Origin of the sequence: Porphyromonas cangingivalis, assembly GCF_900638305.1 — a bacterium.
Classification (GTDB): domain Bacteria; phylum Bacteroidota; class Bacteroidia; order Bacteroidales; family Porphyromonadaceae; genus Porphyromonas_A; species Porphyromonas_A cangingivalis.
Genome location: NZ_LR134506.1, coordinates 314,628 through 338,609, shown reverse-complemented (window position 1 = coordinate 338,609; position 23,982 = coordinate 314,628). Strand labels below are relative to the sequence as shown.

13 protein-coding genes are annotated in these 23,982 nt (G+C 45.7%); 4 read left to right on the top strand and 9 right to left on the bottom strand.

The genetic code is table 11. The features are described from left to right. The first annotated feature begins 30 nt into the window (after window positions 1–30). Both EL262_RS01400 and EL262_RS01395 read left to right on the top strand, forming a co-directional pair. Complete coding sequence (locus EL262_RS01400) at window positions 31–786, top strand: succinate dehydrogenase/fumarate reductase iron-sulfur subunit (RefSeq protein ID WP_025839247.1); 756 nt, start codon at window positions 31–33, stop codon at window positions 784–786. A gap of 274 nt (window positions 787–1,060) precedes the next feature. Continuing rightward, window positions 1,061–2,170: an IS256 family transposase gene (locus tag EL262_RS01395; RefSeq protein ID WP_244919655.1), complete on the top strand. Its 1,110-nt coding sequence runs from the start codon at window positions 1,061–1,063 to the stop codon at window positions 2,168–2,170. A gap of 600 nt (window positions 2,171–2,770) precedes the next feature. Here EL262_RS01395 and glgP read toward each other — a convergent pair. From glgP to EL262_RS01370, 5 genes are all read right to left on the bottom strand, one after another. Then, window positions 2,771–5,347: an alpha-glucan family phosphorylase gene (gene glgP / locus EL262_RS01390; RefSeq protein ID WP_078735733.1), complete on the bottom strand. Its 2,577-nt coding sequence runs from the start codon at window positions 5,345–5,347 to the stop codon at window positions 2,771–2,773. A gap of 281 nt (window positions 5,348–5,628) precedes the next feature. Continuing rightward, window positions 5,629–6,537 (bottom strand): BACON domain-containing protein, encoded by a 909-nt coding sequence (locus EL262_RS01385; RefSeq protein WP_025837692.1) that lies wholly within the window; start codon window positions 6,535–6,537, stop codon window positions 5,629–5,631. A gap of 40 nt (window positions 6,538–6,577) precedes the next feature. Continuing rightward, window positions 6,578–7,537: a DUF5689 domain-containing protein gene (locus EL262_RS10225; RefSeq protein ID WP_126464330.1), complete on the bottom strand. Its 960-nt coding sequence runs from the start codon at window positions 7,535–7,537 to the stop codon at window positions 6,578–6,580. Then, the gene (locus EL262_RS01375; RefSeq protein WP_126464329.1) at window positions 7,522–8,079 is read right to left on the bottom strand and encodes a DUF5689 domain-containing protein; all 558 of its coding nucleotides are present in this window, start codon (window positions 8,077–8,079) and stop codon (window positions 7,522–7,524) included. The genes EL262_RS10225 and EL262_RS01375 overlap by 16 nt, the downstream gene beginning before the upstream one ends. A gap of 39 nt (window positions 8,080–8,118) precedes the next feature. After that, window positions 8,119–10,650, bottom strand: a complete 2,532-nt coding sequence (locus EL262_RS01370; RefSeq protein WP_025837687.1) for a TonB-dependent receptor — start codon at window positions 10,648–10,650, stop codon at window positions 8,119–8,121. Window positions 10,651–11,348: 698 nt separating this feature from the next. On the opposite strand from EL262_RS01370, the gene EL262_RS01365 reads away from it, so the two are divergent. Both EL262_RS01365 and EL262_RS01360 read left to right on the top strand, forming a co-directional pair. Then, the gene (locus EL262_RS01365; RefSeq protein WP_025837683.1) at window positions 11,349–13,508 is read left to right on the top strand and encodes an outer membrane beta-barrel protein; all 2,160 of its coding nucleotides are present in this window, start codon (window positions 11,349–11,351) and stop codon (window positions 13,506–13,508) included. 21 nt (window positions 13,509–13,529) lie between these two features. Then, window positions 13,530–14,399 carry an OmpA family protein gene (locus EL262_RS01360; protein WP_078735732.1) on the top strand — a complete coding sequence of 290 codons (870 nt, stop codon included), beginning with the start codon at window positions 13,530–13,532 and terminating at the stop codon, window positions 14,397–14,399. Window positions 14,400–14,709: 310 nt separating this feature from the next. On the opposite strand, the gene EL262_RS01355 is transcribed toward EL262_RS01360, so the two are convergent. The 4 genes from EL262_RS01355 to ligA all read right to left on the bottom strand — a co-directional run bounded on the left by EL262_RS01355 (window position 14,710) and on the right by ligA (window position 23,926). Continuing rightward, window positions 14,710–17,556 carry a M16 family metallopeptidase gene (locus EL262_RS01355; RefSeq protein ID WP_159442733.1) on the bottom strand — a complete coding sequence of 949 codons (2,847 nt, stop codon included), beginning with the start codon at window positions 17,554–17,556 and terminating at the stop codon, window positions 14,710–14,712. A gap of 284 nt (window positions 17,557–17,840) precedes the next feature. Further along, entirely contained in the window at window positions 17,841–18,155 is a 315-nt protein-coding gene (gene trxA / locus EL262_RS01350; protein ID WP_025837678.1) for a thioredoxin, read from the bottom strand. 89 nt (window positions 18,156–18,244) lie between these two features. Continuing rightward, entirely contained in the window at window positions 18,245–21,871 is a 3,627-nt protein-coding gene (gene dnaE, locus EL262_RS01345; protein ID WP_025837676.1) for a DNA polymerase III subunit alpha, read from the bottom strand. Between the two features lie 30 nt (window positions 21,872–21,901). After that, on the bottom strand, window positions 21,902–23,926 hold the full coding sequence (gene ligA, locus EL262_RS01340; RefSeq protein ID WP_025837674.1) for an NAD-dependent DNA ligase LigA: 2,025 nt from the start codon (window positions 23,924–23,926) through the stop codon (window positions 21,902–21,904). Between the last annotated feature and the right edge of the window lie 56 nt (window positions 23,927–23,982).

The following is a 23,982-nucleotide window of genomic DNA, read 5'->3' as shown; positions in this document are numbered from 1 at the left end:
GTCACATTTTCAAATAGAAGAATTGATTTTATGGATAAGAATATAAATATCAAAGTAAAAGTTTGGAGACAAAGAAGTGCCAAAGAAAAAGGCTTCTTCGAGACACATGAACTCCAAAATATATCTCAAGGAAGTTCATTCCTTGAGATGATGGATATCTTGAACGAACAGATCATCCGTTCGGGTGGTGTGCCTGTGGCTTTTGATCATGACTGCCGTGAGGGCATCTGTGGTATGTGTTCGCTCTACATCGACGGTGTCGCACACGGTCCTGACACAGCGATCACTACCTGCCAGTTGCATATGCGCAAATTCAACGACGGAGATACCATCACAGTGGAGCCTTGGCGTTCGGCCGGCTTCCCGGTCATCCGAGACCTGATGGTAGACCGTACGGCCTATGATAAGATTATCCAAGCCGGAGGTTTCGTATCTGTCAATACCGGTGGTGTACCCGATGCCAACGCTATCCCCATCCCCAAGCACGATGCAGACCTTGCTATGGATGCAGCGGCTTGCATCGGTTGTGGTGCGTGCGCTGCTGCTTGTAAAAACGGATCGGCAATGCTCTTTGTTGCAGCAAAGGTCAGCCAGCTCGCCCTACTCCCACAAGGTCGCGTGGAAGCGGCTCGCCGTGCAAAAGCCATGGTGTCAAAGATGGACGAACTCGGCTTCGGTAACTGTACCAACACTCGCGCCTGCGAAGTGTCTTGTCCCAAGTCGATCTCTGTAAGCAACATCGCTCGACTCAACAGAGAGTTCATCAAGGCTAAATTCAAAGACTGATAAAAACCACTCTCAGTATATTAAAAATAAGCCTCACCTTTGAAATATAAGGTGAGGCTTATTTTTTGTTTATACTTAAAACTACATTAGTTCGATATAAGAAAGAGGCATAATATATTGTTTATCAAAACGTTTTATTTTTCACCTGTTTTTTTGATACTGTCCTAAAAAAGTGTGTAAGCCCCATTAGTCCTTAACTTTGAGGTAAGAAAAAAAAATAAACCTAAGAACAATGGAGCTTACAACATCACAAAAGTAGGCATTTATTTCTGAAATGCTATCATCAGAGGCGGGTATTAACGAACTTATCCGTGTACTATTGGACACCTTCTCGAAGCAAGAACGTGCTCTCTTTGTCGAAGAGCATGAGGGTGAACAATGCAATGGTTTCCGTCCTCGTCGATGGCGGGGCTATGGCTGTAGCTTTGAATTAAGGATTCCTCGAACACGTTCGGGCAATTTCCAACCCCTGATTTTGGGAATCCTCTCCAGCCAAGAGAGCGAACGAGCCTTGTTGTTTCACGAGCTTTATACCCGAGGCCTTTCCTGCGAAGACATTGGTGCTGTGTGCGAACGGATCTACGGCTATCACTATAGCAAGCAGCAAGTCAGTTTTCTCTCGAATACGAGTAAAGAGGAGATCTACAAGTGGTTGGAACGCCAACTGTCGCCCCACTATTTGGCGGTGTACATCGATGCTACCTTTGCCTACACACGGCGGGAGGAGCGTGTGGCTCAGGAAGCCTATTACACGATGTTGGGGTTGCTTCCTGACGGTAGTCGGGAGGTGCTTTGTGTGGTGAATCATCCCACGGAGGGAGCGTTGAATTGGGAGGCAGAGTTGAAAGCCCTCAAAGCACGTGGAGTCGAATGTATAGACCTGATCATCTCAGATGCTTTACAAGGGATTGAACGAGCCATCGCCTCGGCTTTCCCTCACTCCTCCCATCAGCTGTGTGTCGTTCATTTCAAGCGTCACGCACTTAATGCCGTATCGAAGAGGGACAAGGATCGGATGAGGCAGGAGTTGGAAGACTTGTTTCCGATCTCGGGTACAAGTCTTACACCCATCAAGGCATTTGAGAAATTGTGTACATTTGCAGAACGTTGGGGGAAAAGCTACCGGAGCCTGCTCTCCTTGTCGGCACCTCGCAATATAGGCTACTTCACTTACCTGATGTTCCCGGAGGGTGTTCGTCGTATGATTTACTCGACGAATTGGGTGGAGCGTCTCAATCGGAGCTATAAGCGCACGCTGCGTATGCGTGGGGCTCTACCCTCGGCTGATGCTGTCGTCTTTCTCTTGGGCTCTGTAGCCCGAGAAATGACCGAAAAGACTTACGCAAGGAGGTTACCCTATTTCCAAGAGTGGAGCACCAAATAAATGAGTAATGAGTAATAACAGGAAAACTCAAAGTTTTTTTCCCCTGGGGCATGCCCCAGGGGAAAAAGGGAGAACTAACCTTACACACTTTTTCGGACACTACCGTTTTTTTTAGATATTTATATTGCTTTCAGACGACTTTTTACTTCAGGGCAACCGCATCAAAATGTAAGTACCTGATTATCAATCATAGTTTTGAGTGCATTCTTTATCTTTGAGTATAATCTACGAAATGCAATCATTTGAAAATTAGCAACTTGTATTTTCTCTAGATTTTTGATGCGGTTGCCCTGTTTTTACTTTTGATTGAGCTACAATGACTTATAAATTGACTAATTTTGCGATTGTCTTATAAGACAGAACACAAAAAACAGATTGATTTATATACATTTATTCGCAGCATAAAGTATTTCCTTAGATCGAACTGGCGTAAAGTTAAGGACTGACGGGGCTTACACACTTTTTCGGACACTACCCAATTCTCCATCATCAATAAAGACCTCATACTCGCCTTCAAAACATAATAAACACAAAATAAAATCCTCAGCCAACAAAGAATTCTACCGACTGAGGATTTTATCGTTCAATCACAATGATTGATTAAACCAAAGAGAGAGGTATCCATGTCACATACGCAAAGTCCATCTTGTGTGGCAACGCGTGGTAGCGAGGTGTCACCCTTATAGAAATCTTTTGATGTCCGGGGACATCGATGATGCGTTCGAGTTCATACATGACTCTCGAGCCTTCTTGAGAGACGAGTTGTAATGGTATTACGCTCTGCAGCTTCAGGCTCTTATCCTCTTCCTCTTCGACCACAACAACTTCTACATCCAAGTCACAATCGACTTGGTGTTTGTCGAGAAGCAAAGTGACCTTTACGTGGTCGCCAATGATGAAGTTGAAGCTATCACCTTTCTTCACCACGGATGTCTCGATGACCTCAAGAGTATGCCAGTTGCTTGCAACCATCTCTTTCCACTTGACAATCTCCTTCACCAAAGCACGATCATCTGCACCAAGACGAGCACTCCTTTCGCTGAGGGGGATATAAAACCTCCTGATATAGTCGTTCATCATACGCCTCATGGTGAAATGAGGGAGGATGAAATTCATTGAGTTCTTGATCGTCTGTATCCATCCCGACGAATACTCCGCACCCGAAGTTCTTTCGTAATAGAGAGGGATGACCTCTTCTTCAAGAAGGTCATAGATTGTCTCAGCATCAAGCTGATCCTGATAGTACTGGTTGGTATATGTACGTTTATCCGTGAGTGCCCAGCCTGCCCCCTCTTTGTACCCTTCATACCACCATCCATCAAGAACAGACAGATTGAGGACACCATTCATAAGTGCCTTTTCTCCGGAAGTTCCGGAAGCCTCAAGGGGTCGTGTAGGCGTATTCATCCAGACATCGACACCTGCGATGAGACGCTGTGCGAGACGAATATCATAGTTCTCCAGGAATAGTATTTTACCGTCGAACTCGGGACGTCTGGATATCTCCACTATATGCTTGATGAGCCCTTGCCCTCCACCATCCGCCGGGTGTGCCTTACCCGTGAAGATAAACTGCACGGGCAATGTCTCATTATTGACTATCTTAGAGAGACGTTCAAGGTCTGTAAACAACAAATGCGCTCTCTTGTATGTGGCAAAACGTCGTCCAAAACCAATCAAAAGGGCATCGGGATTGATCTTATCAATGACTGATAGCGTATTCGATGGCTCACCCTTGCTATTGACGGGATGTAAAGAATAAGTGGACTTGACGTAGTCTATGAAACGCCGCTTCATGAGCTTACGCATATTCCAGATCTCGACATCCGGGATATCTTGTATCTTGTCCCATACCTCCTGCTTTTCTTGGAGATGAATGATATCATCAGAGATGTGTTTATGGACAAACGGTTTCCAGATCGAAGCCATCCACGTAGGAAGGTGTACGCCATTCGTCACATAACCCACGTGAAGTTCTTCGGGGAAGAAGCCCTTCCACACAGGAGCAAACATCTTCTGAGAGACAGCCCCATGGAGATAACTCACACCGTTGGCTGCCTGACACGTGTTGAGTGCGAATACGCTCATTGAGAACTTCTCGTATGAGCCGGGATTTTCGCGTCCCATATCGACAAACTCCTGCCATGTGATGCCCAACTTCGGGGGAAAGTCCCTCATGTACTTTCCGAAGAGTTCCTCATCGAAGTAGTCGTGTCCTGCGGGCACAGGCGTATGGACAGTATAAAGAGATGATGCACGGACGACTTCAAGAGCCTCATTAAAATTCAACCCCTCTTTTTCGATGAGATTGACGAGGCGTTGGACATTGATAAAAGCGGCATGCCCCTCATTACAGTGATAAACATCTTTCTTTATACCAAGCTCTTCGAGCATGAGGATACCACCGATGCCAAGGAGGTATTCCTGCTTCATGCGATTTTCCCAGTCACCGCCATAGAGTTGGTGAGTGATAGAGCGATCCCATTCGGAGTTTTCCGAGACATCGGTATCAAGTAGATAAAGATTGACACGACCGATGGCTACCTGCCAGACATTTGCATAAACGACACGTCCCGGATAAGGCACACTGATCTTCATAGGATTGCCATGAGCATCCTTTACCTGCGTGATCGGAAGTTCATTGAAGACCTGAGCTCTATACTCTGCCATCTGCTGACCATCGTTGGAGATGACCTGATCGAAGTAACCATATCTATACAAAAAGCCAACGCCTACCATATCGACATTCGAGTCGCTGGCTTCTTTCATAAAGTCTCCGGCAAGGACACCCAATCCTCCCGAATAGATCTTGAGGATATTGGTCAGTCCATACTCCATACTGAAGTAGGCTACAGAAGGGGCATCGGTACGATAAGGCTCCTGCATATATGTCTTAAACTTATCATATACACAGGAAATCTTGGCCTTGAAAGCCTCATCAGACTCGAGCTCCCTAAGCTTTCTCTGAGACAGAGAACGCAAGACACTCACGGGATTTCCGTTGGTTGTCTCCCACACTTCCTCATTGAGTCCCAAAAACAACTCTCTGGCATCACTATTCCACACCCACCAAAGGTTGTGCGCAATTTCATCCAGTTTAGACAACGAAGGAGGCAGGCTCGAGTATGTATAGACATCCCGCCATACAGGTTCGTTCGTTCGCTTAGATTGTATCATTGTAGATAGTATAATAACCTTTAAAATAATGTCGACTATGATGTAGAACACTTAAATCGGCATTCTTGTTGACACTTTTCAAGAAAATATCACCTCATTCAGATTTAAAGACACATTTGGATTCTCTATCGAGCGATGGAGCACATCTGAATATTCGTGAGCTTGATATCTCACTTTTCAAGTGACTTGATTTTGCCGTAGAAGTGCATCAGATAAAAAAGATTAGAGGGATGTGACTTCACACACCCCTCTAATCTTTCGTGTAATATTTCGGGCACTATTTACTGTATGGTAACCTCATCAATAAGGATATCATACTTAGCCTTGTTACCCATCTTGATTGCAAATAGGTCTTTACCTTCGGTTGTGGTAATATCTGAGATCTTAGAGATATCGAAGATTACTCTCACCCATTTATCATTTGTATTGATATTTCCCTTGTAGTCATTCATTCCACTACCGGTCTTATCATTGAGTTTATCTGTAGGTTTAACGGTCTTGTCACCGGTAAGGTCTCCGACATTAAGTGCAGCATACTTACCATCAGCTTTATACACTTGGATAGAGAGAGACTTAGCAGCAGAGCCCTTGACATAAAAAGAGATACTGGTCTTACCAGCCAAGCTAAAGCCGGCAGGACATTTTGCAGTTAGGATATAGGTATTCTTTTCAATTGCATCAGTTGAGATCTTGAGAGCCTTACCTTTCTTTCCACCTTCTGCGATTTCAGCATTTTTCAATCCATGAGTATTTAGAGCAGCCTTCAAAACATCAAGGTCTTCAAAATCCGCACCGGGGAAGAGGAGAGCACCGACAGGTACCTCAGCAGCTCCCGCCTGCTTGATGGTGATCTTTTCGGACTTTGTACCTGCAGTGATGGTAAGTTCTGCGCTACGTTCAGCACCATCATTCTTAAGTACCTTTACAGCTACAGTAGCCTTGCCACCCTTACCGCTTGTTGGGGTAACTGTTGCCCATGTTGCATCAGCAGGGACAGTGATGGTCCAGTCGACATTAGACTCGAACTTGACACTCTTTTCTTCACCTGCTGCAGCGAAAGAAACGGTCTTTTCTTCGATATCAATCTTTGGGGTGACAGGAGTGTCAGGAGTCTTGGAGCACGAAGCAAATGTAGCTGACAGCCCGACAAATAGGGTCGCAATTGCGAATAGTTTAGTTGAAATTTTCATATCATCAATGTTTTAGTTGTTAATAATCCGTGGGTTTCTTTTATTGTTGAACAACATCGCTTATGCTGTTGAGGGAAATCTGGTTAGTTGTATTGAAACCTGATAGGACTCCTTTTATATTAACCTTTCCGGTAGGCAAAAGGTTGTCCTTGTAAGCCACATACTTGTTAGAATACACAAAAATTTTATTGCCGCCCTCATCAGTAAAGGTACTATTGGTATGCATACCACCCTCAACCCATTTCTTCTGACCACCCTCGACAGCAGTAAGACCTTTGATCTCGATGTAAGTATTACACATCTCCGGAGTAATTTCGGCAATGGTAATGACTTTAGGAGCGACCTCCTTTGTTCCGGTCTTGAATGCCTTATCGGTGAAATCTTTCCACTCGACAAATGCTGTCTGATAGTTTCCGGAACCCGCTGTTCCGATCGAGAGTCTGTTATTGTCACGCCCCAAAGTCAGCCCTGAAGCGTCCACGACCAACTTTGTTCCGATCGGATAAGTTTCATAGATCTTTTTTCTATTGATCTTGATACTTATACCATGCCCCTGCTCATCTTGCATATAGAGATCTCGGTAGAAGTTACCATCCTTATCGGACGAAATAACAACAGCCTCGAAGACAGTATTATCGGGAAGAGTTACAGGTTTATCCATATAAAGAGCCTTAATCTCTGACAAAGTCTTTGTCACAGAAGGCGCGGGTTTATCGTTACCACCCACCTCAAAACGAGGTTTATCAAACTTAGCATCCGCAGGAGAACTCACATACAACTGAGGTGTTTCGTTGAAGAATGTGCACACACCAACAATATCTCCACTTCCATTAGGAAGTTTTTTACCAGCAAACACAGAGTAATCGCTGGTTCGGACAGTAATTATGTTCCCATCCCTATCCTGTAGTTCACGATTTTCGGCAAATTTATTTACGGAATTTGGATTAGCCCAAGTCTCCTCAGGGGACTTAAACTGCACATCCTTTATCTTGACAAGCATCCCCCCATAGAAGTACTGATATCGTTGATGCTAACCTCATTTATCTCGAGGGGCTTCACCTTCGCATCACCTTTAACTACTTTCATGACGAGAGGAAGAGGGATACGATTGTTCTCTCTGGTTCCCTTCTCCTCTACACCTATTGAGAGAGTTCCCTTGTAGCTTCCAAGTTTCAGACCATTGAGAGTTACTGCAACTTCAGAACCCTGAGGAAAGATGTCATAAAGAGATGCATAACCCAAAGAAATCTTAATACCTCCTGTACTATCTTGGATAAACATTTCATTATAAAAGTTACCCAGACGATCATCAGAGATTACCTGTCCACGTATGATGATAGGAGCAATATCTTTGGGAAAAAGAAATCCTCCTGGAACATACTTCTTCTGAACTTCTGCGATCTTCAAAGTAGCCTCTGGAAGAGAGGTCTCGACTGGAGCAACAGGTTCATGTTTATCATATGGATTACATGATGAAAGCAAGCCTCCTAAGAAAGATCCAAAGAGGAATGAAGCCACCAATATATTTATCTTCTGTTTCATTTCTATGTTCTTTTGTTTTGTTGTGTAAGGATATGATATTTACCAGCGGAAGCTGATGTTAGCAAAGTAGTTCATACCAAACATATAGAAATACTTCTTGTCAAAAGGCTTGTCAAATTTGACACCTTCTTGAGTCTTCGTGTACCTATTGCGCATCTGTTCAAAACCTCCGGTCTTGATTCCCTTGTTGTTAAGGATGTTAGAAGCCGAGAGGTTCACCGCAAGCGTGTACTTGCGTGCAAATCTCCAAGACTTACCTACAGTGGCATCGAGTACCCAGTAGCTACCCAGATTTTCTTGCTTTGCAAAGTCCGCTCGGAAGCCATCCATGTTGAAGATATTGTCAGTCCTAAGCGTTGGATTCATACTGATATAAGAGTCCGCAGCATAGTTCACGGTAAGGCCGGCATACCAGTAGCGAGGTGAGCGGTAATTGATCCCAAGACTTGCTACCTTCTGAGGAGTACCGGATACTTTATAGTCTTTCCAGTGTACGATACCGCTACCGAGGAGCTTTTCGGTATTGTCGACATAGTGAGAGTAGTTTGCATCCTTATGGTAGAAGAAGTCTCCTATCGATCCGGCTGCTGTGAGTGTCCAAGTAGGAGAGAGCTTGATCTCCGCACCGGCTTCGATACCGACATACTGCTCACCGATACCGGTCATCACATACTGACCAAATGCTCGCTTCTCATCGTCGTAGAAAGAAATAGTCTTATTCTTGTTGTCTATGCGTGTAAAGAATCCACTTACCCTTGCCTTGACAAATGGAGAGCGATAGATGTAGCTTACGTCTCCTGCCATCGAGCGTTCGGCCTTGAGTCCTTCGACGACCGTATTTCTCGAACGGGCAGACACAAAGACATCCCTCATGAGGGGAGCTCTCTGTCCCACTGCGACATTTGCAGAGACATAGTGCTGCCCTGTGATCTTATAGGTCGTACCGATCTTTGCATCGTACTCGAAGAACTTCAACACCTCTGACTTTCCGAACGAATTTTCGGGGAAAAGCCCACGCTTCATCTTACCATCACGGTACATGGTAGCGTGCCCCACCTGACCGGCGACATAAGTATCGAAGTGGTGAGTCTCGTGACGGAGGACTCCCCACACTTCGGGTCTCATGACGTACGTGTCATAGTCATACCCGAACTTGTCTCCGACCTTGGCTATACGATAAGGATTGTTGAGGTCACTCATCGCCTTGTCAGGATCTGCTGAGAAATCTCTCTCGGCAAACTTGTCGATATCATACCAGTAGTCTGCACCGAGGAGATCTTTGACTGTTGTGAAGTTAGACGTCCTATTGGCAGTGAAGCGTGCTCCTGCATCGAGTGCCCACATATCAGCAAGCTTACTGTTGAGTGTCGAAGCAAATGAGAACTGTCTCTGATCTGTACGACGATCTTCGATGATGTTCACCGCACGACGTCCCTCAGCCACCTTGTTGCCCTTGGCATCATAGATGGTCTCTTGGTTGTTGAGATTGGCGCGATACATCCGGTCGAAGTCTATATACAGCGTAGATCTATCCCCCGACTTCCAAAGGTCTGTAAGCATATCTTGTACGGTCGGTATTCCCTCATAGTTGCTGGGCAGGTTACGATAGTAGTCCGGACGCGGATCTTGTCCGATCCAGTTCATTGACGAATAGCCATTGTAACCGGTCCTATACATCGCTGTCGTCGAAAGCTTGTTGTTGCGATTGATCTTCCAATCATGAGTAAGGAGGAAGACCGGCTCGAAGAAGTCCCTCACACGGGCATTGCGTACCTTACCATTTTGGTAGCCGACATTGGGGTTGTAGTGATTACTGCCAATCAGGTCGTATGCTTCCTGTGTCGATCCTCCGGGAACACCCCTGCGAGTAGGAGCGACAAATGAAGAGAACGAGAGTGCATGACTGTCCCCAAGTCTCTTCTCTACCCCGAGATATACAGAATAAGCATCATAGAATGTACCGAGGACATAACCACTCTTACCTCCACGTCTGCCTACCGAAAGCGTGGCTGCCCATCCGTCCGAACGCAGACCGGTGGAGGCTGTGACCATCATACGGTGTGCGTAAGTACGGTTGCTGTGCGAGTAGGTCAACTTGACACCCTTACTAAATGCCGAAGCCCTGAAGTCCAAAGCCTGAGTACCACCGATATTACCGCTATCGAATGCCGATGCCGACAAGCCAAGGATCGTCTCTTGGTTACGAGTGATGTCATTGAGGCCACCCCAGAGTGCCCAGGAAGTGAAGCCGGAGTTCACATCATTCATCTTGATACCATTGATGAACGTGTTGGTATACATACCATCCAAGCCTCGAAGCCTGTATCTGAAGGGACTGAGATTATACGCCACGGCTGCGCCGAAAGGATCGCGAGAGGCATTGAGGAGAGAGGGCAACTCCATACTCATGCCGGGATCCAATTCAAATTCGAGTTCTTCCTGTGTCAGCTGAGAGACCTCTTGCTTCATCGCTTCTGCATCTGAAGTCTTGACCTCTTGGGCCATAAGATCGACATGAGCCGACATACCGATAGAGATACCCAGGAGAAGTAATCCTTGTTTAATATCCATATTATTTTGTAGTGTGTATAAAATCCGTGGAATGTATAGCCCCACGTATCGCTTACCTAATATCACAACAAAGTAAGAGTTTTTTTACCGATTTTCAAAGTTTTATGATCAAAACCCACCTTAATTTTGAATACCCCCTCAAGACTCTGATCTTGCAAGTGTCGGAGTGGTCTCATGACCCATCTCCATCCATGACACCGCCCCTCCCTTCAGCCAAATCACATCGTAAGACAGAACAACAGGCATCCTTCACTCAGTCCACAATAGGTCTCACGATCTTCGAAATCAAACTTAACGACTTTCAAAATTAAATCTAACGACTTTCATCATCGCCTTTAACGACTTTTTTCTCACCCTTGATGACACCTCCATAAGCCGACCTTATCGCTGATGAAGACAACGTGACAATACCCGATGCCGATCCTTCATTCTTCGCTCTGAAAATGCCCCTATGATATGGTACAAAACTAACAAAAAGCAGAACAAATGAAGAAAAAAGACCCACTTAATCAGTAAAAACTCACAAAAAAACAAAAAAATAAGCCTTATACCTGTCAATAAGAAGCCCAATAGCCAAAAACCGTAAATTCTTACACATTCAGTACTGCTATTTTCATTATCTTTGTTTTATACACGTAAAAAGTGTATCAAATCCACAGTATATAGATATAATATTTTGGACTATTAGACTATTATTTATGAGAAAGAGAAAATTTTTATTGGCCGGTGCTCTTGCGGCATTGGCTATCACCGGAGCAAACGCTCAAGTAAAAGATGTAAGTATCACTGTCTCACCTTTTGTAGAATACAACTGGTGGAATGACAACATTGCACTCAAGGACTCTCCATTCTGGGGAGCGAGAGTAGGTTTTGGCTTCGGTCCATTCTTTGAACTCAGAGGTACATTCGAGAAGTCTCTCAATCTCAAGAATGCTCTTGAAAATAAGTCTTGGAACGTCCTCAACGAGGAAACGCTCAAGAAGCTTGAGGGGACTCAGATCGACATCACACGAGTGGGAGGAGAAGCGAAGTTGAACCTCTTCGGGAATGCTCTATTCTCACCCTACGTGACTGCGGGGACGGGAGTACAGATCTTCGACTACAGCCCATTCAATTCTGACAATGTCGGAGGTGCAGTATCTGATGCACGTGTCAAGGAAAAGCAGATTTATGTCAGCCTTGGTGCAGGTCTCAAGTTGAGCATTTCAGATCGTATGGCTCTCTCTCTTGAAGCTCGCAACGTGAGATTCAACATGGATGAAGACAACACTTACTTCAACAAGAAAGTATCTGACAAGGATGCGAGATGGGGTAACTGGGCAGCGTTGGCATCTCTCGACTTCTATCTTGGTGGCAATACAACTCCTAAAGACAAGCAGGGAAGAGCATACTACAACCTCTTCACTGATGGATTCAGAGGGCCGAAGTTTGTGCTTGAACCAGGTATTGCATTCGTGGACTTCAGCAACAAGATGTCTTCGTACTCAGACCAGTGGTTTGTAGGGGGATCGGCAGGTATCGACCTCTCATCACTCATCGGTATCCGAGGCTTCTACTATCAAGCAACGAAAGAGCCCAACAAACTATCTTTCGACCTCAACAAGGATATGAAGATGTATGGTGCAAACATCATCACTCGTCTCAACTATCCACGTGGTATCGTACCTTACCTCTCTCTTGGTATGGGTTACTTTGACGTCAAAGGTGAAAAGGCATTCAAGAAAGAAAATATCATGGCTCTTGCAGGAGCAGGTATCGAAATCCCCGTGTCTCGTTATATCGCACTTTACGGTACATACAATGCTATGTTGATGACCACTCGTGAAGTCGAAGATGTCACAAAGGCGAAGAAGCCTTCTGACCTCATCAACAATCACATGTACACTGCCGGTGTGCGTATCAACCTCGGAGTACCGGCAAAGGCTCCAGTATACAACAAGCCTGTCTCAGCTGATGCAGAGTACGACAACGAGCGCATCAACGACATGAGAAGCGATAGCGATGTCAGAAAAGATAGCGATGTCAGAAGAGATGTCAAGATGACCAGAGAAGACGACACCAGAAGCAACTATAACCACGGTGTCTACACTCAGGAGCGTATGACAAAGAAGGAGTTTGAAGATATGGTGAACCGTATCCTCAAGAAGGTACGCGAAGAGGAAGAGCTGCTTACAGCAAAGCTCTCTCAAGACGAAACCAACGTCCTACTTGCAGCTATGGCTTACAAGGGTCAAAAGGCTGAAGGAAAGAAGGCTGGCGAAAAGGGTACGGACTCAGAAGTAGTCAAGGCTCTACAAGAAATCTCTTCAAAGCTCGACCGTAACCACTCTGAACTTCTCAGAAACGCAGGCACAACACCTTCGACAACCACAATAGTAACCACGCCGGGTGCTCAGACTGTAGTACCTGCTCAGCAACCTGTCGTCAAGGGTGGTGACCAAATCACAATCGAAGTAAAAGATGAGACCGTAGCTCCACGAATGACCTACTCGGCATTTACAGGAGTAAACTTTGGCGGCACATTCAACGTCAACATCGGTGGTCGTGGCTACATGAAGCTTGGTAACTCTTCATTTGATTTCGTTCCTGAAGCATATATCGGTCTTGGCAACAAGACCGGCTTCGGCCTCTCGGGCAACCTTGTGTTCAATATGGACTTCATGAACTCAGACAAGTTTGTTCCATACGTAGGTGTTGGTTTGGGTTTGTTCAACCACGGCAGTCTTGATCCCGGCACAAACATCATCGTGGGTGCTAACCTCAAGACTATCGGCAACGGAGCCCTATTCGTAGACTACTCAGCAAGAAACCTATTCAAGAACAATCAAGTAGCAGTCGGTTATAGGTTCAAATTCTAATCGTAAAAAGGTATAGAATTTATGAAGAAACTAACCATCATATTCCTATCACTTATCTTCACTTCTCTGAGCCTCACAGCTCAAGAAGTGAAGGAGGTGAAAGATACCATCGACGGTGATAAATACATACCGATCACTCGTCAGCAGGCCGAAGAGCTGATCACAAGGATTGTCGTCGAAGCTCGTAAGCCTCATATCAAAGCTCGTCAGACAGAGCGTATGTTGCGTGAGTTTAAGGTGGAAGCCCTCAAGCGCAGACTACTTGATCAGGCTCTGAGAGACACCTACGTGGATGAGTACAAAGAACGTATGGATCGCCTCGAAAGACTCGTCATGACCCTTGTCTTGGCACAGTCCGGAGGCAAAGCAGATCCTGCTGTCATACAGAACATCATCTCACAAGGAGGTTCGTCTCAAGCTCCTGTCATGGCAGGGACACCCGCAGTTGCGACCTCAAATAAAGAGGAAGCAGAGCACCATGACTCGGTAAACAAACTCATCGCAGACCTTGTCGATCCGACGATGGAGAGTGAGGAACCGACAGAGACCGACACTCATCATACACCACAGACCATCGACATCAAAGATGCAGTGTATTTCGAGGTCAGCAGTCATACCCTATCGGATGTTGCAAAAAGCACTTTGGATGAGGTCATAGCCAAAGCTCTATTCAATCCTTTGGTAAAGATCGAACTCAAAGGCTATGCATCTCCTGAAGGTAATATGGCTTTCAACAACCGCCTATCTCAAAGAAGGGTCGACAGTGTGGCGACTTACTTAAAGGAAAAAGGTATCGCAGCCTCTCGCCTTGTCCTTGTCCCCTCGGGCATTGACAGTATGAAGGCTCAAAGAAAAGATGCCAGACGAGTCGAACTGACAACAGTGAAGTGACACTGAGATAACATTCTATAAAGGCGGGATAAATCGGAGCGATTTATCCCGCCTTTTCTATGTCCATTATTCCTATCATCGCAGCAATCCGATACTCTTTGGATAAAGCAGAAAAAGCCTCTCAAAGATAAAAAGCCTAAAGACCAACAAGGTCTGTTAGCATCGGTCATTGTCTTTCCGGAATTAAGATTGACAATCTCCGATGGAGGAAGACAATGAGGTCAAAGACATACATAGGTATAAAAATTGAGGGGCATGAGACAAGTCTTATCTCATGCCCCTCATTGGGATCGGGTAATCAAGGCTAAGATTATAATCTCAAGAAGTCATCTTTCTTGAGGAAGACCACTTCCCCAAGGGTTTTGAGTTTGTCAATATCTATGTGCTTCTTGTTACCGACTATAGTATAAATAATGGGAGCATCCTTTACTTTGTTGTTGTGAAAGCTTACCATATCATTTTGAGTTACCGTTGATGCGACATCCAGATACTCGACAGCAATGTCATTGTCAAATCCTTTCCGACGAAGGGTACTGATACGTCTGCTCTTACGTCTCACTTCGGGATACATCGTGTATGCAAGGTTCCTAAGGGTCTTCTGAGCATCTCCATACCTTTCGACATCCTCAGGAGCCTGTCTCACAAGAGCATCCAAGAGTGCTATCGCATCTGCTGTCTTATCGGCCTGTGTGGACATATAGAGGATCAAGTCGGCCTTATCTTCTTTGAAAATCGGATCCAAAGAATCAAGATAGCCCCCTACCCCATAAGCCATGGATCGGTATTCCCTAATCTCTTGGAAGAGAAGAGAGTTCATCCCCCGACCAAGATAAGAGGTATAAAGTTCGGCAGACTTCTCATCGAGCTTCGACAAAGCATCGATATTCAGATAGGCTCTGATGACAGCTTGATTGACCTTTGGTTCATCGACGATATAGATTTTTGTATCCGAAGCCTTCGTAGCTTTCAAAAGGACAGGCTTATCTCCTACTCTTTTGATCTTATCTATCCGAAGATTTTCACAAAGGACAGGTGCTACATCCTCTGCTTTCCATTTACCCGTATAGTGCACGTCCACCTCTGTCTGTAACACCTCGGCTAACAGCTCAAGCATCTCATCCCCCTTCAACTTCTTGACCTCTGCCAATGTCATCATACGTCTAAAATCTGAAGCTTCACCGTAACGTACATATTCGAAGAGTCGTGCCGAAAGTTCGTCTGAGGACTTTTTGAGGCTCTTATTGTAAAGTTTCTTTATATTGGCGAGTTTTTTGACTTTGCTCTGTTCAGGCTTTGCATTGAAGATGAAATCGCTTAGAACCTTAAGTGTCTCTGCGAAATACTTGTCATAGCCTGTCAAGCTAATGCGGATACCTTCTCTAGGAGCCACAGCCCAAGTGAGCGAGGCACCAAGGTTTTGGAATGCTTCATTGACTTCATGAGCAGACTTCTTATCTGTACCGAGGAGAGACATATACTCATCCAAGTACTGGAGCTTGGGGTCATCATATTGATTTCGCTGATAAATGATGTCCAGAGAGAAGATATCATTGATCTCATTTTCGGTAACGTAAAGTGTCGCCAAATCATTTCCACCGAGTTTGGTAGTAACGACATCCTTGTCAAAATCCAATATGTGCACTCTATGCTCAGGGATAGGGAGCTTCTCCAACTCTTGAGCAAATGCAGATTCAGCACCCCTATTGGGCGGAATAATCGGTGCAAAAGGAGGCTTCTCGATCTTATCCTTAGGATAACGCCCCGTCTTCTTACGGACATCAAGATAGTTATCGGTAAGGTACTTGTTCGCCACGGTGACAATATCCTCCTTGGTGAGAGCATCTATACGTTTGAGGCTGAGCTCGTAATCCTCCCAAGACCGTCCGGAAGCAAATGTCGTGTACATAATCTGTGCACGCTCTACAGGCTCCTCGAGACTCACGAGTATAGACTTGAGGAGTTCTCTCTTGACACGTTGAAAAAAGTCCTCACTGAATGCCCCTGTCTTGATGGTTTTAACTGCTTCTTTCAACTTCTTCTGAGCCGAAGATGTGAGTTGAAAAGGTGGATTGGGCACAGCAAAAGCCAATACCGCTCCACAGTCCAATAGTGACACATGGGCTGCCTGTGCCATCATCACCTTACCATCGACTTGGATTCGATCCAAAAGACCCGTCTTACCCTCATTGGAGAGAAGGCCTACCATGACATCTATTGCCTCCTTATCGGGATGTGTGCCGGGCACGGTATGCCACGCCATCATAGCCCCTTTGATGAATGGAATCGGGAACTTGACGGTGTATTTCTCTGCTCCCACAAAGGGCTTCGGAGCGGGAGCTTCAGGTCTCTCGACCTCTCCCATTCGAATACGTCCGAATGTGCGATCTATGATAGGCATAGCAGCTTCGGCATCGAAGTCGCCCGTGAGTACCAGCCCCATATTGCCTGCGACATAATACTTCTCGAAGAAGTCTTTCATCTCCTTGAGGTCAGGATTTTTGAGGTTCTCGGTACTGCCTATGATGGGGTATTGGTAGGGATGAGGTGCAGCGATACGCCCTATGATAGCCTTCATCACTCCACTCTCCATACGATCATCGTACATGTTTTTTTCCTCATAGACAGTCTCCAATTCGCTTTGAAAAAGTCTGAATACCGGAGAGATCAGACGTTCGCTATTAAGCTCGCACCAGTGCTCCAAATACTGAGGAGTGAAGACATTGTGATAGACGGTATAGTCATACGAAGTACCGGCATTGAGACGACTGCCACCGTACTTGGTGATGAGATTGCTGAAGTCATTGGGGATAGCATACTTAGCGGCCTCTATGGAGAGTCGATTGATCTCCTTTTGGACCTCAAGCCGTTGGGCATCGGAGGTCTTTGTCTTGAGCTCCGCATATTTCTCTTCGATCTTCTCCAAGAGTTGCTTCTCCTTCTCATAGTCAATGGTACCGATACGATCAGTCCCCTTGAACATGATGTGCTCGAAGTAGTGAGCAATACCTGTGTTCGGAGAGTCTTTGGCTCCTATCTTGACGACCAAAGCCCCGACGACCTTGGACTGAGAGTGATCTTCGTTCAACCATACAGTAAGACCGTTCGGCAATATTACTTGTTTTACCTTGATAGGTGACGCTGTTAATTCAATTGTCATTATTATAACGCATAAAATCGTTGTTAGTACATATCTCATAATATTATAGGTATTAATCTGACCCCAAAGGGAAAAAAAGGTTATAAAACTCGATCAAACAAGTTATAAAGATCAATAAGACAAGTCATACAACTTGATGTCGATCATTCAGGACACGTTTACAGAAATGCATCTCAAACGATATCATAAGTAAGCAATACGACTCTAAAGAAAAACAAAAAAGGCGTACCGGCAGGCAAATGCCTACCGATACACCTTTTGTGCATTAGTCGTTGCTCAGTGAATTAGAGAAGAGCATCGACCTTTTCCTTCAAAGCAGCCTTTGTAGCAGCACCTACGTGCTTGTCCACGACCTTACCATCCTTGATGAAAAGGATCGTTGGGATGTTGCGTACAGAGAATTCACCCGGAGTCTCAGAATTTTCGTCTACGTTCATCTTACCGATGAGTACCTTACCTTCGTACTCCGCAGCAAGCTCCTCGATGATAGGAGTGACCATACGGCAAGGACCGCACCACTCTGCCCAAAAGTCAACAACGACGGGCTTTCCTGATTCTACTTCAGTCTTGAAATTTGCGTCTGTAAATACAAATGCCATAGTTTTCCTGTTTTTAGTGTTTAATAATCTATGTAATATATATTGATCTATGTTATTCTTTCCTATGTATAAACAATAATCGTGCCAGATTAGTTCAGGCGGAACTTGATGTCTTCGATCTTTTCGAGCTTCTCTACAAAGGCTGAAGAGAGACTGCGCCCCTTCAATTTATCGGACTCCAACTTAAGGACAACGCCACTGGAGGGATCTAAAACGCTAATAGTAACATCGATATGACCATTCTGAGTCTTGAGCAGATCGGGCACAAGCTGACTGTAGAGTTCGTCTGTCATTGCATAGTAGGGAATGTCGATGCTTAGATTTTTCAGTAGTGTGTCATACACCTCTTCCAACAACTGACATTTTTGGATCGAAATGAAGTGTCTATTATCCTTACTTTCGACAGCGGCGGTGAACAAGACATAAAGTCCCTCCTTACCGTAGTTGGCAAACTTTGCATAATTCTGTCCGAATAGCGCTAATTCCCCCTCTCCTGTGAGGTCTTGGAGTTTGATGAAACCACACTGTGCACCTTTACGAGTAACGGCTTCTCTATATCCGGTAACGATACCACCAAAAATCATATCACGCCCCACAAACTCTGCAGGATCGGACAAGCAATCGACATTGGCATTGCAATAATACTGCAACACAAGTGCATATTTGTCAAGTGGAGAAGAGGTCAAATAGATCCCCAATAGCTCTTTCTCCTTAGTCAGGCGTTCGATATCGCTCCAAGGATGAGCACGTTTTTCGAGTACAGGCTTGGCCATCTCTTGGTACTCGCTCTCTCCGAACAGGGAAACCTGTGCAGAGTTCTTCTCATTTTGAGTCTTGAGGGCAAACTTCAACAATTTATCCAAGAATGTCTCATCCCTATGCTCCTCGGTAGCAAAAAAGTCTTCTCTTGAGAAATCTCCAAAACTGTCGAATGCCCCACAGAGCACGAGAGACTCGACGACTTTCTTGGTACACTGATTAGGATTGACCCGTTCAAAGAAGTCATAGACATCCTTGTACTGACCGTTCTGCTCTCGCTCTTGAACAATGTTTTGGACAGCACTTCTTGAGATCCCTTTGATGGCACTCAACCCGAAACGAATATCTCCCTTGGCATTGACTGTGAAGATAGCATCAGACTCGTTGACATCAGGGCAAAGCACCTCGATCCCCATACCACGACACTCGTCGATGTACTTGATAACTTCCGTACTGTTGTTGACATTTCGGCTCAACACCCCTGCCATAAACTCTGCAGGGTAGTTGGCCTTCAAATAAGCTGTCTGATAGGCGACCCATGAGTAACAAGTAGAGTGGCTCTTGTTGAAGGCGTACTCCGCAAACTTCGTCCAGTCAGCCCAAATCTTGTTGAGTACATCCTCCGGATGCCCCTTCTCCTTACCACCGGCGAGGAACTTACTCTGAAGTGATGCCATGGTGGGCAAGTCCTTTTTACCCATTGCCTTACGAAGGGTATCGGACTGACCTCTGGTAAAACCTGCCAGCTCACGCGACAGGAGCATCACCTGCTCTTGAAAGACTGTGATACCATAGGTATCCTTCAAGAAGCGTTCCATCTCCGGGAGATCATAGTGTATGGGCTCTTCTCCGTGCTTACGATTGATAAAGGATGGGATATAATCCATCGGCCCCGGACGATAGAGAGCATTCATCGCAATAAGGTCTTCGAACTTTGAAGGCTTCAACTGCATGAGATACTTCTGCATACCGGCAGATTCGAACTGGAAGACTGCCGAAGTACGCCCTTCGCAGAAGAGATCGTAGGTCTTCTGATCATCCAGCGGGATTGCCTCTATATCTATACTCAGACCATGTCTCTTCTTGATATTGAGGAGGGCTTCCTTGATGATCGAAAGTGTCTTAAGACCCAAGAAGTCCATCTTGATCAATCCCGTTTGCTCGATGACCTTACCCTCATATTGTGTCACAAGGATCTCTTCGTTGGTCAAACTGTCTCGTGTCACAAATATAGGTACAGTATCAGAGATGTCATCCTTACCGATGATGATACCACAAGCGTGGACACCGGTACTACGGACTGTTCCCTCCAGCCTCATGGCATAGTCGAGGGTCTCACGCTTGACCTTATCTGATCCGTTGTATATATCATTAAGTTCGGGTACATACTTTATCGCTGCCTCGATGTTCACCTTCTTGACGTCAGGCAATTTATCAGGAATGAGTTTCGCTAATTTATTACTGTCCGGCAAGGGTAGACGGACGACTCTGGCAACGTCCTTGATAGCACTCTTGGATGCCATCGTACCATAAGTGATGATATGAGCGACTTTTTCGTAACCGTACTTCTTCGAGACCCAGTTGATAACCTCCAGACGTCCATCGTCGTCGAAGTCGATATCGATATCAGGGAGAGAGATACGGTCAGGATTAAGAAACCTCTCAAACAGCAAATCGTACTTGATAGGATCCAGATTGGTAATACCCAAAGCATAAGCTACAAGTGACCCAGCAGCTGATCCACGACCGGGGCCTACCGACACCCCCATCTCTCGCGCAGCGGCAATGAAGTCCTGGACGATGAGAAAGTACCCGGGAAACCCCATTTTCTTGATGGTTTCAAGCTCGAAGTCAAGGCGTTCGACAACGACGGGAGAAAGCTCTCCACCATACCGTCTCTTTGCCCCTTCGTACGATAAATGCCTGAGGTAATCATCCTCTCCATCAAATCCCTCTGGTATAGGGAAGTCAGGCATGAGAGGCTTATTGTCTATCGAATAGTGCTCTATCTTATCAAGTATCTCTATTGTGTTGTCGAGAGCTTCGGGGATATCCGCAAATATTCTGCTCATATCCGCCTGACTCTTAAGCCACTCCTGCTTGGAGTAGAAGAGCCTGTTCGGATCATCGTAGAAGACCTTCGTATTCATACATATCAAGCGGTCATGCGTCTCTGCATCCTCTTCCTTGGCGAAGTGAACGTCATTAGTGGCGATAACCTTAACCCCCGTCTCTCGAGCCAACTTGATCAACTGTTCGTTGACTTTCATCTGCTCTTCGTACGTGCTATGGTTGGCACGAGGGACGGTAGCCTTGTGTCTCTGCAACTCAAGATAATAATCATCACCAAAGATAGACTTGAACCACAATACCGACTGCTTTGCACCCTCATAGTCCCCTTTCATGATCAACTGCGGAATCTCACCCCCGAGACACGCACTACTGATGATGAGGCCTTCATGATGTTCTTCGAGAAGCTCTTTGTCGATACGAGGTCTATAGTACAGTCCCTCGGTATAGGACTTAGAAACCATCTTGATGAGATTCTTGTAGCCCACAAGATTTTTTGCAATGACGATGAGGTGATAGCCACTTCTGTCAAGCTTCTCTGTCTCCTTCATGTGACGACCACGACGAGCACAATAACATTCGCACCCGATGATAGGCGTAAATATCTCTTTCTTTGCCTTTTCAAGCTCCTCCAAGAGTTTCGACTTCCCATCCTCGGGTGCCTCTGCCAAAGCAGTCTCTATTTCCTTGATTTTTGCCTTAGGGCCACCGTTGATCTTATTGACATAGTTGACGAACTCCTTGATACCAAACATGCTACCATGGTCAGTAAGAGCAATACCACGCATACCATCCGCCTTGGCGAGATCTACAAGCTCCTTTACAGATGCTTGTCCGTCCAAAATCGAAAAGTAAGAGTGTACATGAAGGTGTACAAAGGGTCGTATTGATGTAGAGTCAGACATTGTGTATATCTCTTATTTCAGATTATATGTATTGAAAAATTCTTCTTCGGTCATAATCTTTGTACCCAAGGCCTCAGCCTTTTGCAACTTCGATGGACCGACATTATCCCCAATGACCATAAGGGTCGTTTTGGAGGTCACTCCACTCCCGACCTTACCACCATGAGTCATGATCAAGTCTTTGAGTGCCTCTCTTTCAATGGTCGAGAAGACACCGCTGACGACAATAATTTGCCCCGATAGAGTATCACCTCCGAGAGCTTCATCCTTTTCATTCTGAGGCACGGACATCTGTATACCATGATGCTCGAGCCTATCCAAGAGGGCAATGTGCCTCTCATCAGAGAAATAATCCGTCAGACTCTTTGCTATGCGAGGCCCGATACCATCGATAGCTGTGAGCTCATCCTCAGACATTGCTCTTAGATGATCGAGACTTTTAGTCTTCTTTGCGAGATCTCGTGCGACTGTCTCTCCGACATATTTGATGCCGATGGCAAAGAGCACCTTGGGAAAAGGGGTGGCCTTTGAGCCTTGGATACTGTCATAGAGCTTCGAGGCACTCTTTTCTTTGAAGAGAGGCAGAGTCATGATGTCTGCCACAGTCAAGTTGTAAAGATCTGAAACATCCCTGACAAGGCCACGTTCATAAAGTTCGCTGATGGTTTCAGGCCCTATATTGATATCCATTGCCTTACGAGAGGCAAAATGTTCTATTCTCCCCACAATTTGTGGAGGACAAGAGACATCGTTGGGACAATAAGTCCCTGCTTCGCCCTCATCCTTCACGAGAGTAGTCCCACAAGCCGGACAATGGGTAGGCATCTCTACCCTGACGAGAAGATCAGCTGCCCCCCTCTCATCATGCTTCACCCCTGTGATCTTGGGGATGATCTCCCCACCTTTCTCTACCATCACCATATCGCCGATATGCAGGTCGAGCTCTCTGATGATATCAGCATTGTGAAGTGAAGCACGACGTACCATAGTCCCCGAAATATGTACTCCTTCAAGGTTGGCCACAGGAGTAATGACACCCGTACGACCAACCTGAAAGTCCACACTGAGCAGTCTGGTGTGAGCGGCTTCTGCGGGATACTTGAAAGCGATAGCCCACTTCGGAGACTTGGCCGTAAAACCGATCTGTCCGTGGAGTCGATAGTCGTCGACCTTTAGGACAATACCATCGGTGGCAACATCCAACCCTCGTCGCCCATCTTCCCATTTGTCTATATATTCATACACTTCTTTCAGAGAACGACAAAGCTTGGCATGTTCACTGACCTTCAGACCCATCTGTTTCATCATCTCCAAACGTGCAAAGTGTGAGTGTGGCAAAATACCCTCTTCGTCTGACAAAAGATAATAGAAGATGGCATCAGGCTTACGTTCACTCACGATACGTGGACTGAGTTGCTTGATGGTACCCGCAACAGCGTTACGAGGGTTGGCAAACAGAGGTTCTCCCTTCTGCTCACGTTCGATGTTGATACGATTAAATTCGGTCCAAGGCAACAATATTTCTCCCCTCACTTCTAATAGAGGAGGGATGCCTTCTCCCCTGAGCCTTAATGGGATCGAACGTATGGCTCTCACCGATGCCGTGACATCATCACCTCGGATACCGTCCCCACGTGTAACAGCTCTTGTCAAAACGCCATCCTCGTAGATCAATGAGATAGACACTCCATCATACTTAATCTCAGCAACCAAGCAAAAGTCATCTCCTATCTCCTTCTCTATACGATCATAAAACTCCCCTACCTCACCCTGTGTGTAAGTGTTTGAAAGTGACAACATAGGAAACCTGTGCGCCACGGAGCGATCCCCACTGGTCAAGTCACTACCGACGCGCTGCGTGGGTGATGTACTATCGTAGTATTCGGGGAAGTCTGCTTCGAGAGCCTCCAAGTCCTTCATCATCATGTCGTAGTCTACGTCACTTATCGTAGGACTGTTGAGGATGTAGTATTCATACTCATACTGCCTTAGTTTTTGACGCAGTTCTTCTATCTTATGCTTGTAAAGTAAGGACATATAGCAGGTTATAAGGAAGGAATTAAGTCTAAGCAAACAAGATTACGAAAGGGGGT

What these genes read in the sequence shown, in the direction of transcription:
- EL262_RS01360 (WP_078735732.1), top strand. Translation starts at nt 13,530, where the DNA reads ATGAAGAAACTAACCATCATATTCCTATCACTTATCTTCACTTCTCTG.
- EL262_RS01365 (WP_025837683.1), top strand. Translation starts at nt 11,349, where the DNA reads ATGAGAAAGAGAAAATTTTTATTGGCCGGTGCTCTTGCGGCATTGGCT.
- trxA (WP_025837678.1), bottom strand. Translation starts at nt 18,155, where the DNA reads ATGGCATTTGTATTTACAGACGCAAATTTCAAGACTGAAGTAGAATCA.
- EL262_RS01385 (WP_025837692.1), bottom strand. Translation starts at nt 6,537, where the DNA reads ATGAAAATTTCAACTAAACTATTCGCAATTGCGACCCTATTTGTCGGG.
- EL262_RS10225 (WP_126464330.1), bottom strand. Translation starts at nt 7,537, where the DNA reads ATGCTTGTCAAGATAAAGGATGTGCAGTTTAAGTCCCCTGAGGAGACT.
- EL262_RS01355 (WP_159442733.1), bottom strand. Translation starts at nt 17,556, where the DNA reads ATGACAATTGAATTAACAGCGTCACCTATCAAGGTAAAACAAGTAATA.
- glgP (WP_078735733.1), bottom strand. Translation starts at nt 5,347, where the DNA reads ATGATACAATCTAAGCGAACGAACGAACCTGTATGGCGGGATGTCTAT.
- EL262_RS01395 (WP_244919655.1), top strand. Translation starts at nt 1,061, where the DNA reads ATGCTATCATCAGAGGCGGGTATTAACGAACTTATCCGTGTACTATTG.
- EL262_RS01375 (WP_126464329.1), bottom strand. Translation starts at nt 8,079, where the DNA reads ATGAAACAGAAGATAAATATATTGGTGGCTTCATTCCTCTTTGGATCT.
- EL262_RS01370 (WP_025837687.1), bottom strand. Translation starts at nt 10,650, where the DNA reads ATGGATATTAAACAAGGATTACTTCTCCTGGGTATCTCTATCGGTATG.
- EL262_RS01400 (WP_025839247.1), top strand. Translation starts at nt 31, where the DNA reads ATGGATAAGAATATAAATATCAAAGTAAAAGTTTGGAGACAAAGAAGT.
- ligA (WP_025837674.1), bottom strand. Translation starts at nt 23,926, where the DNA reads ATGTCCTTACTTTACAAGCATAAGATAGAAGAACTGCGTCAAAAACTA.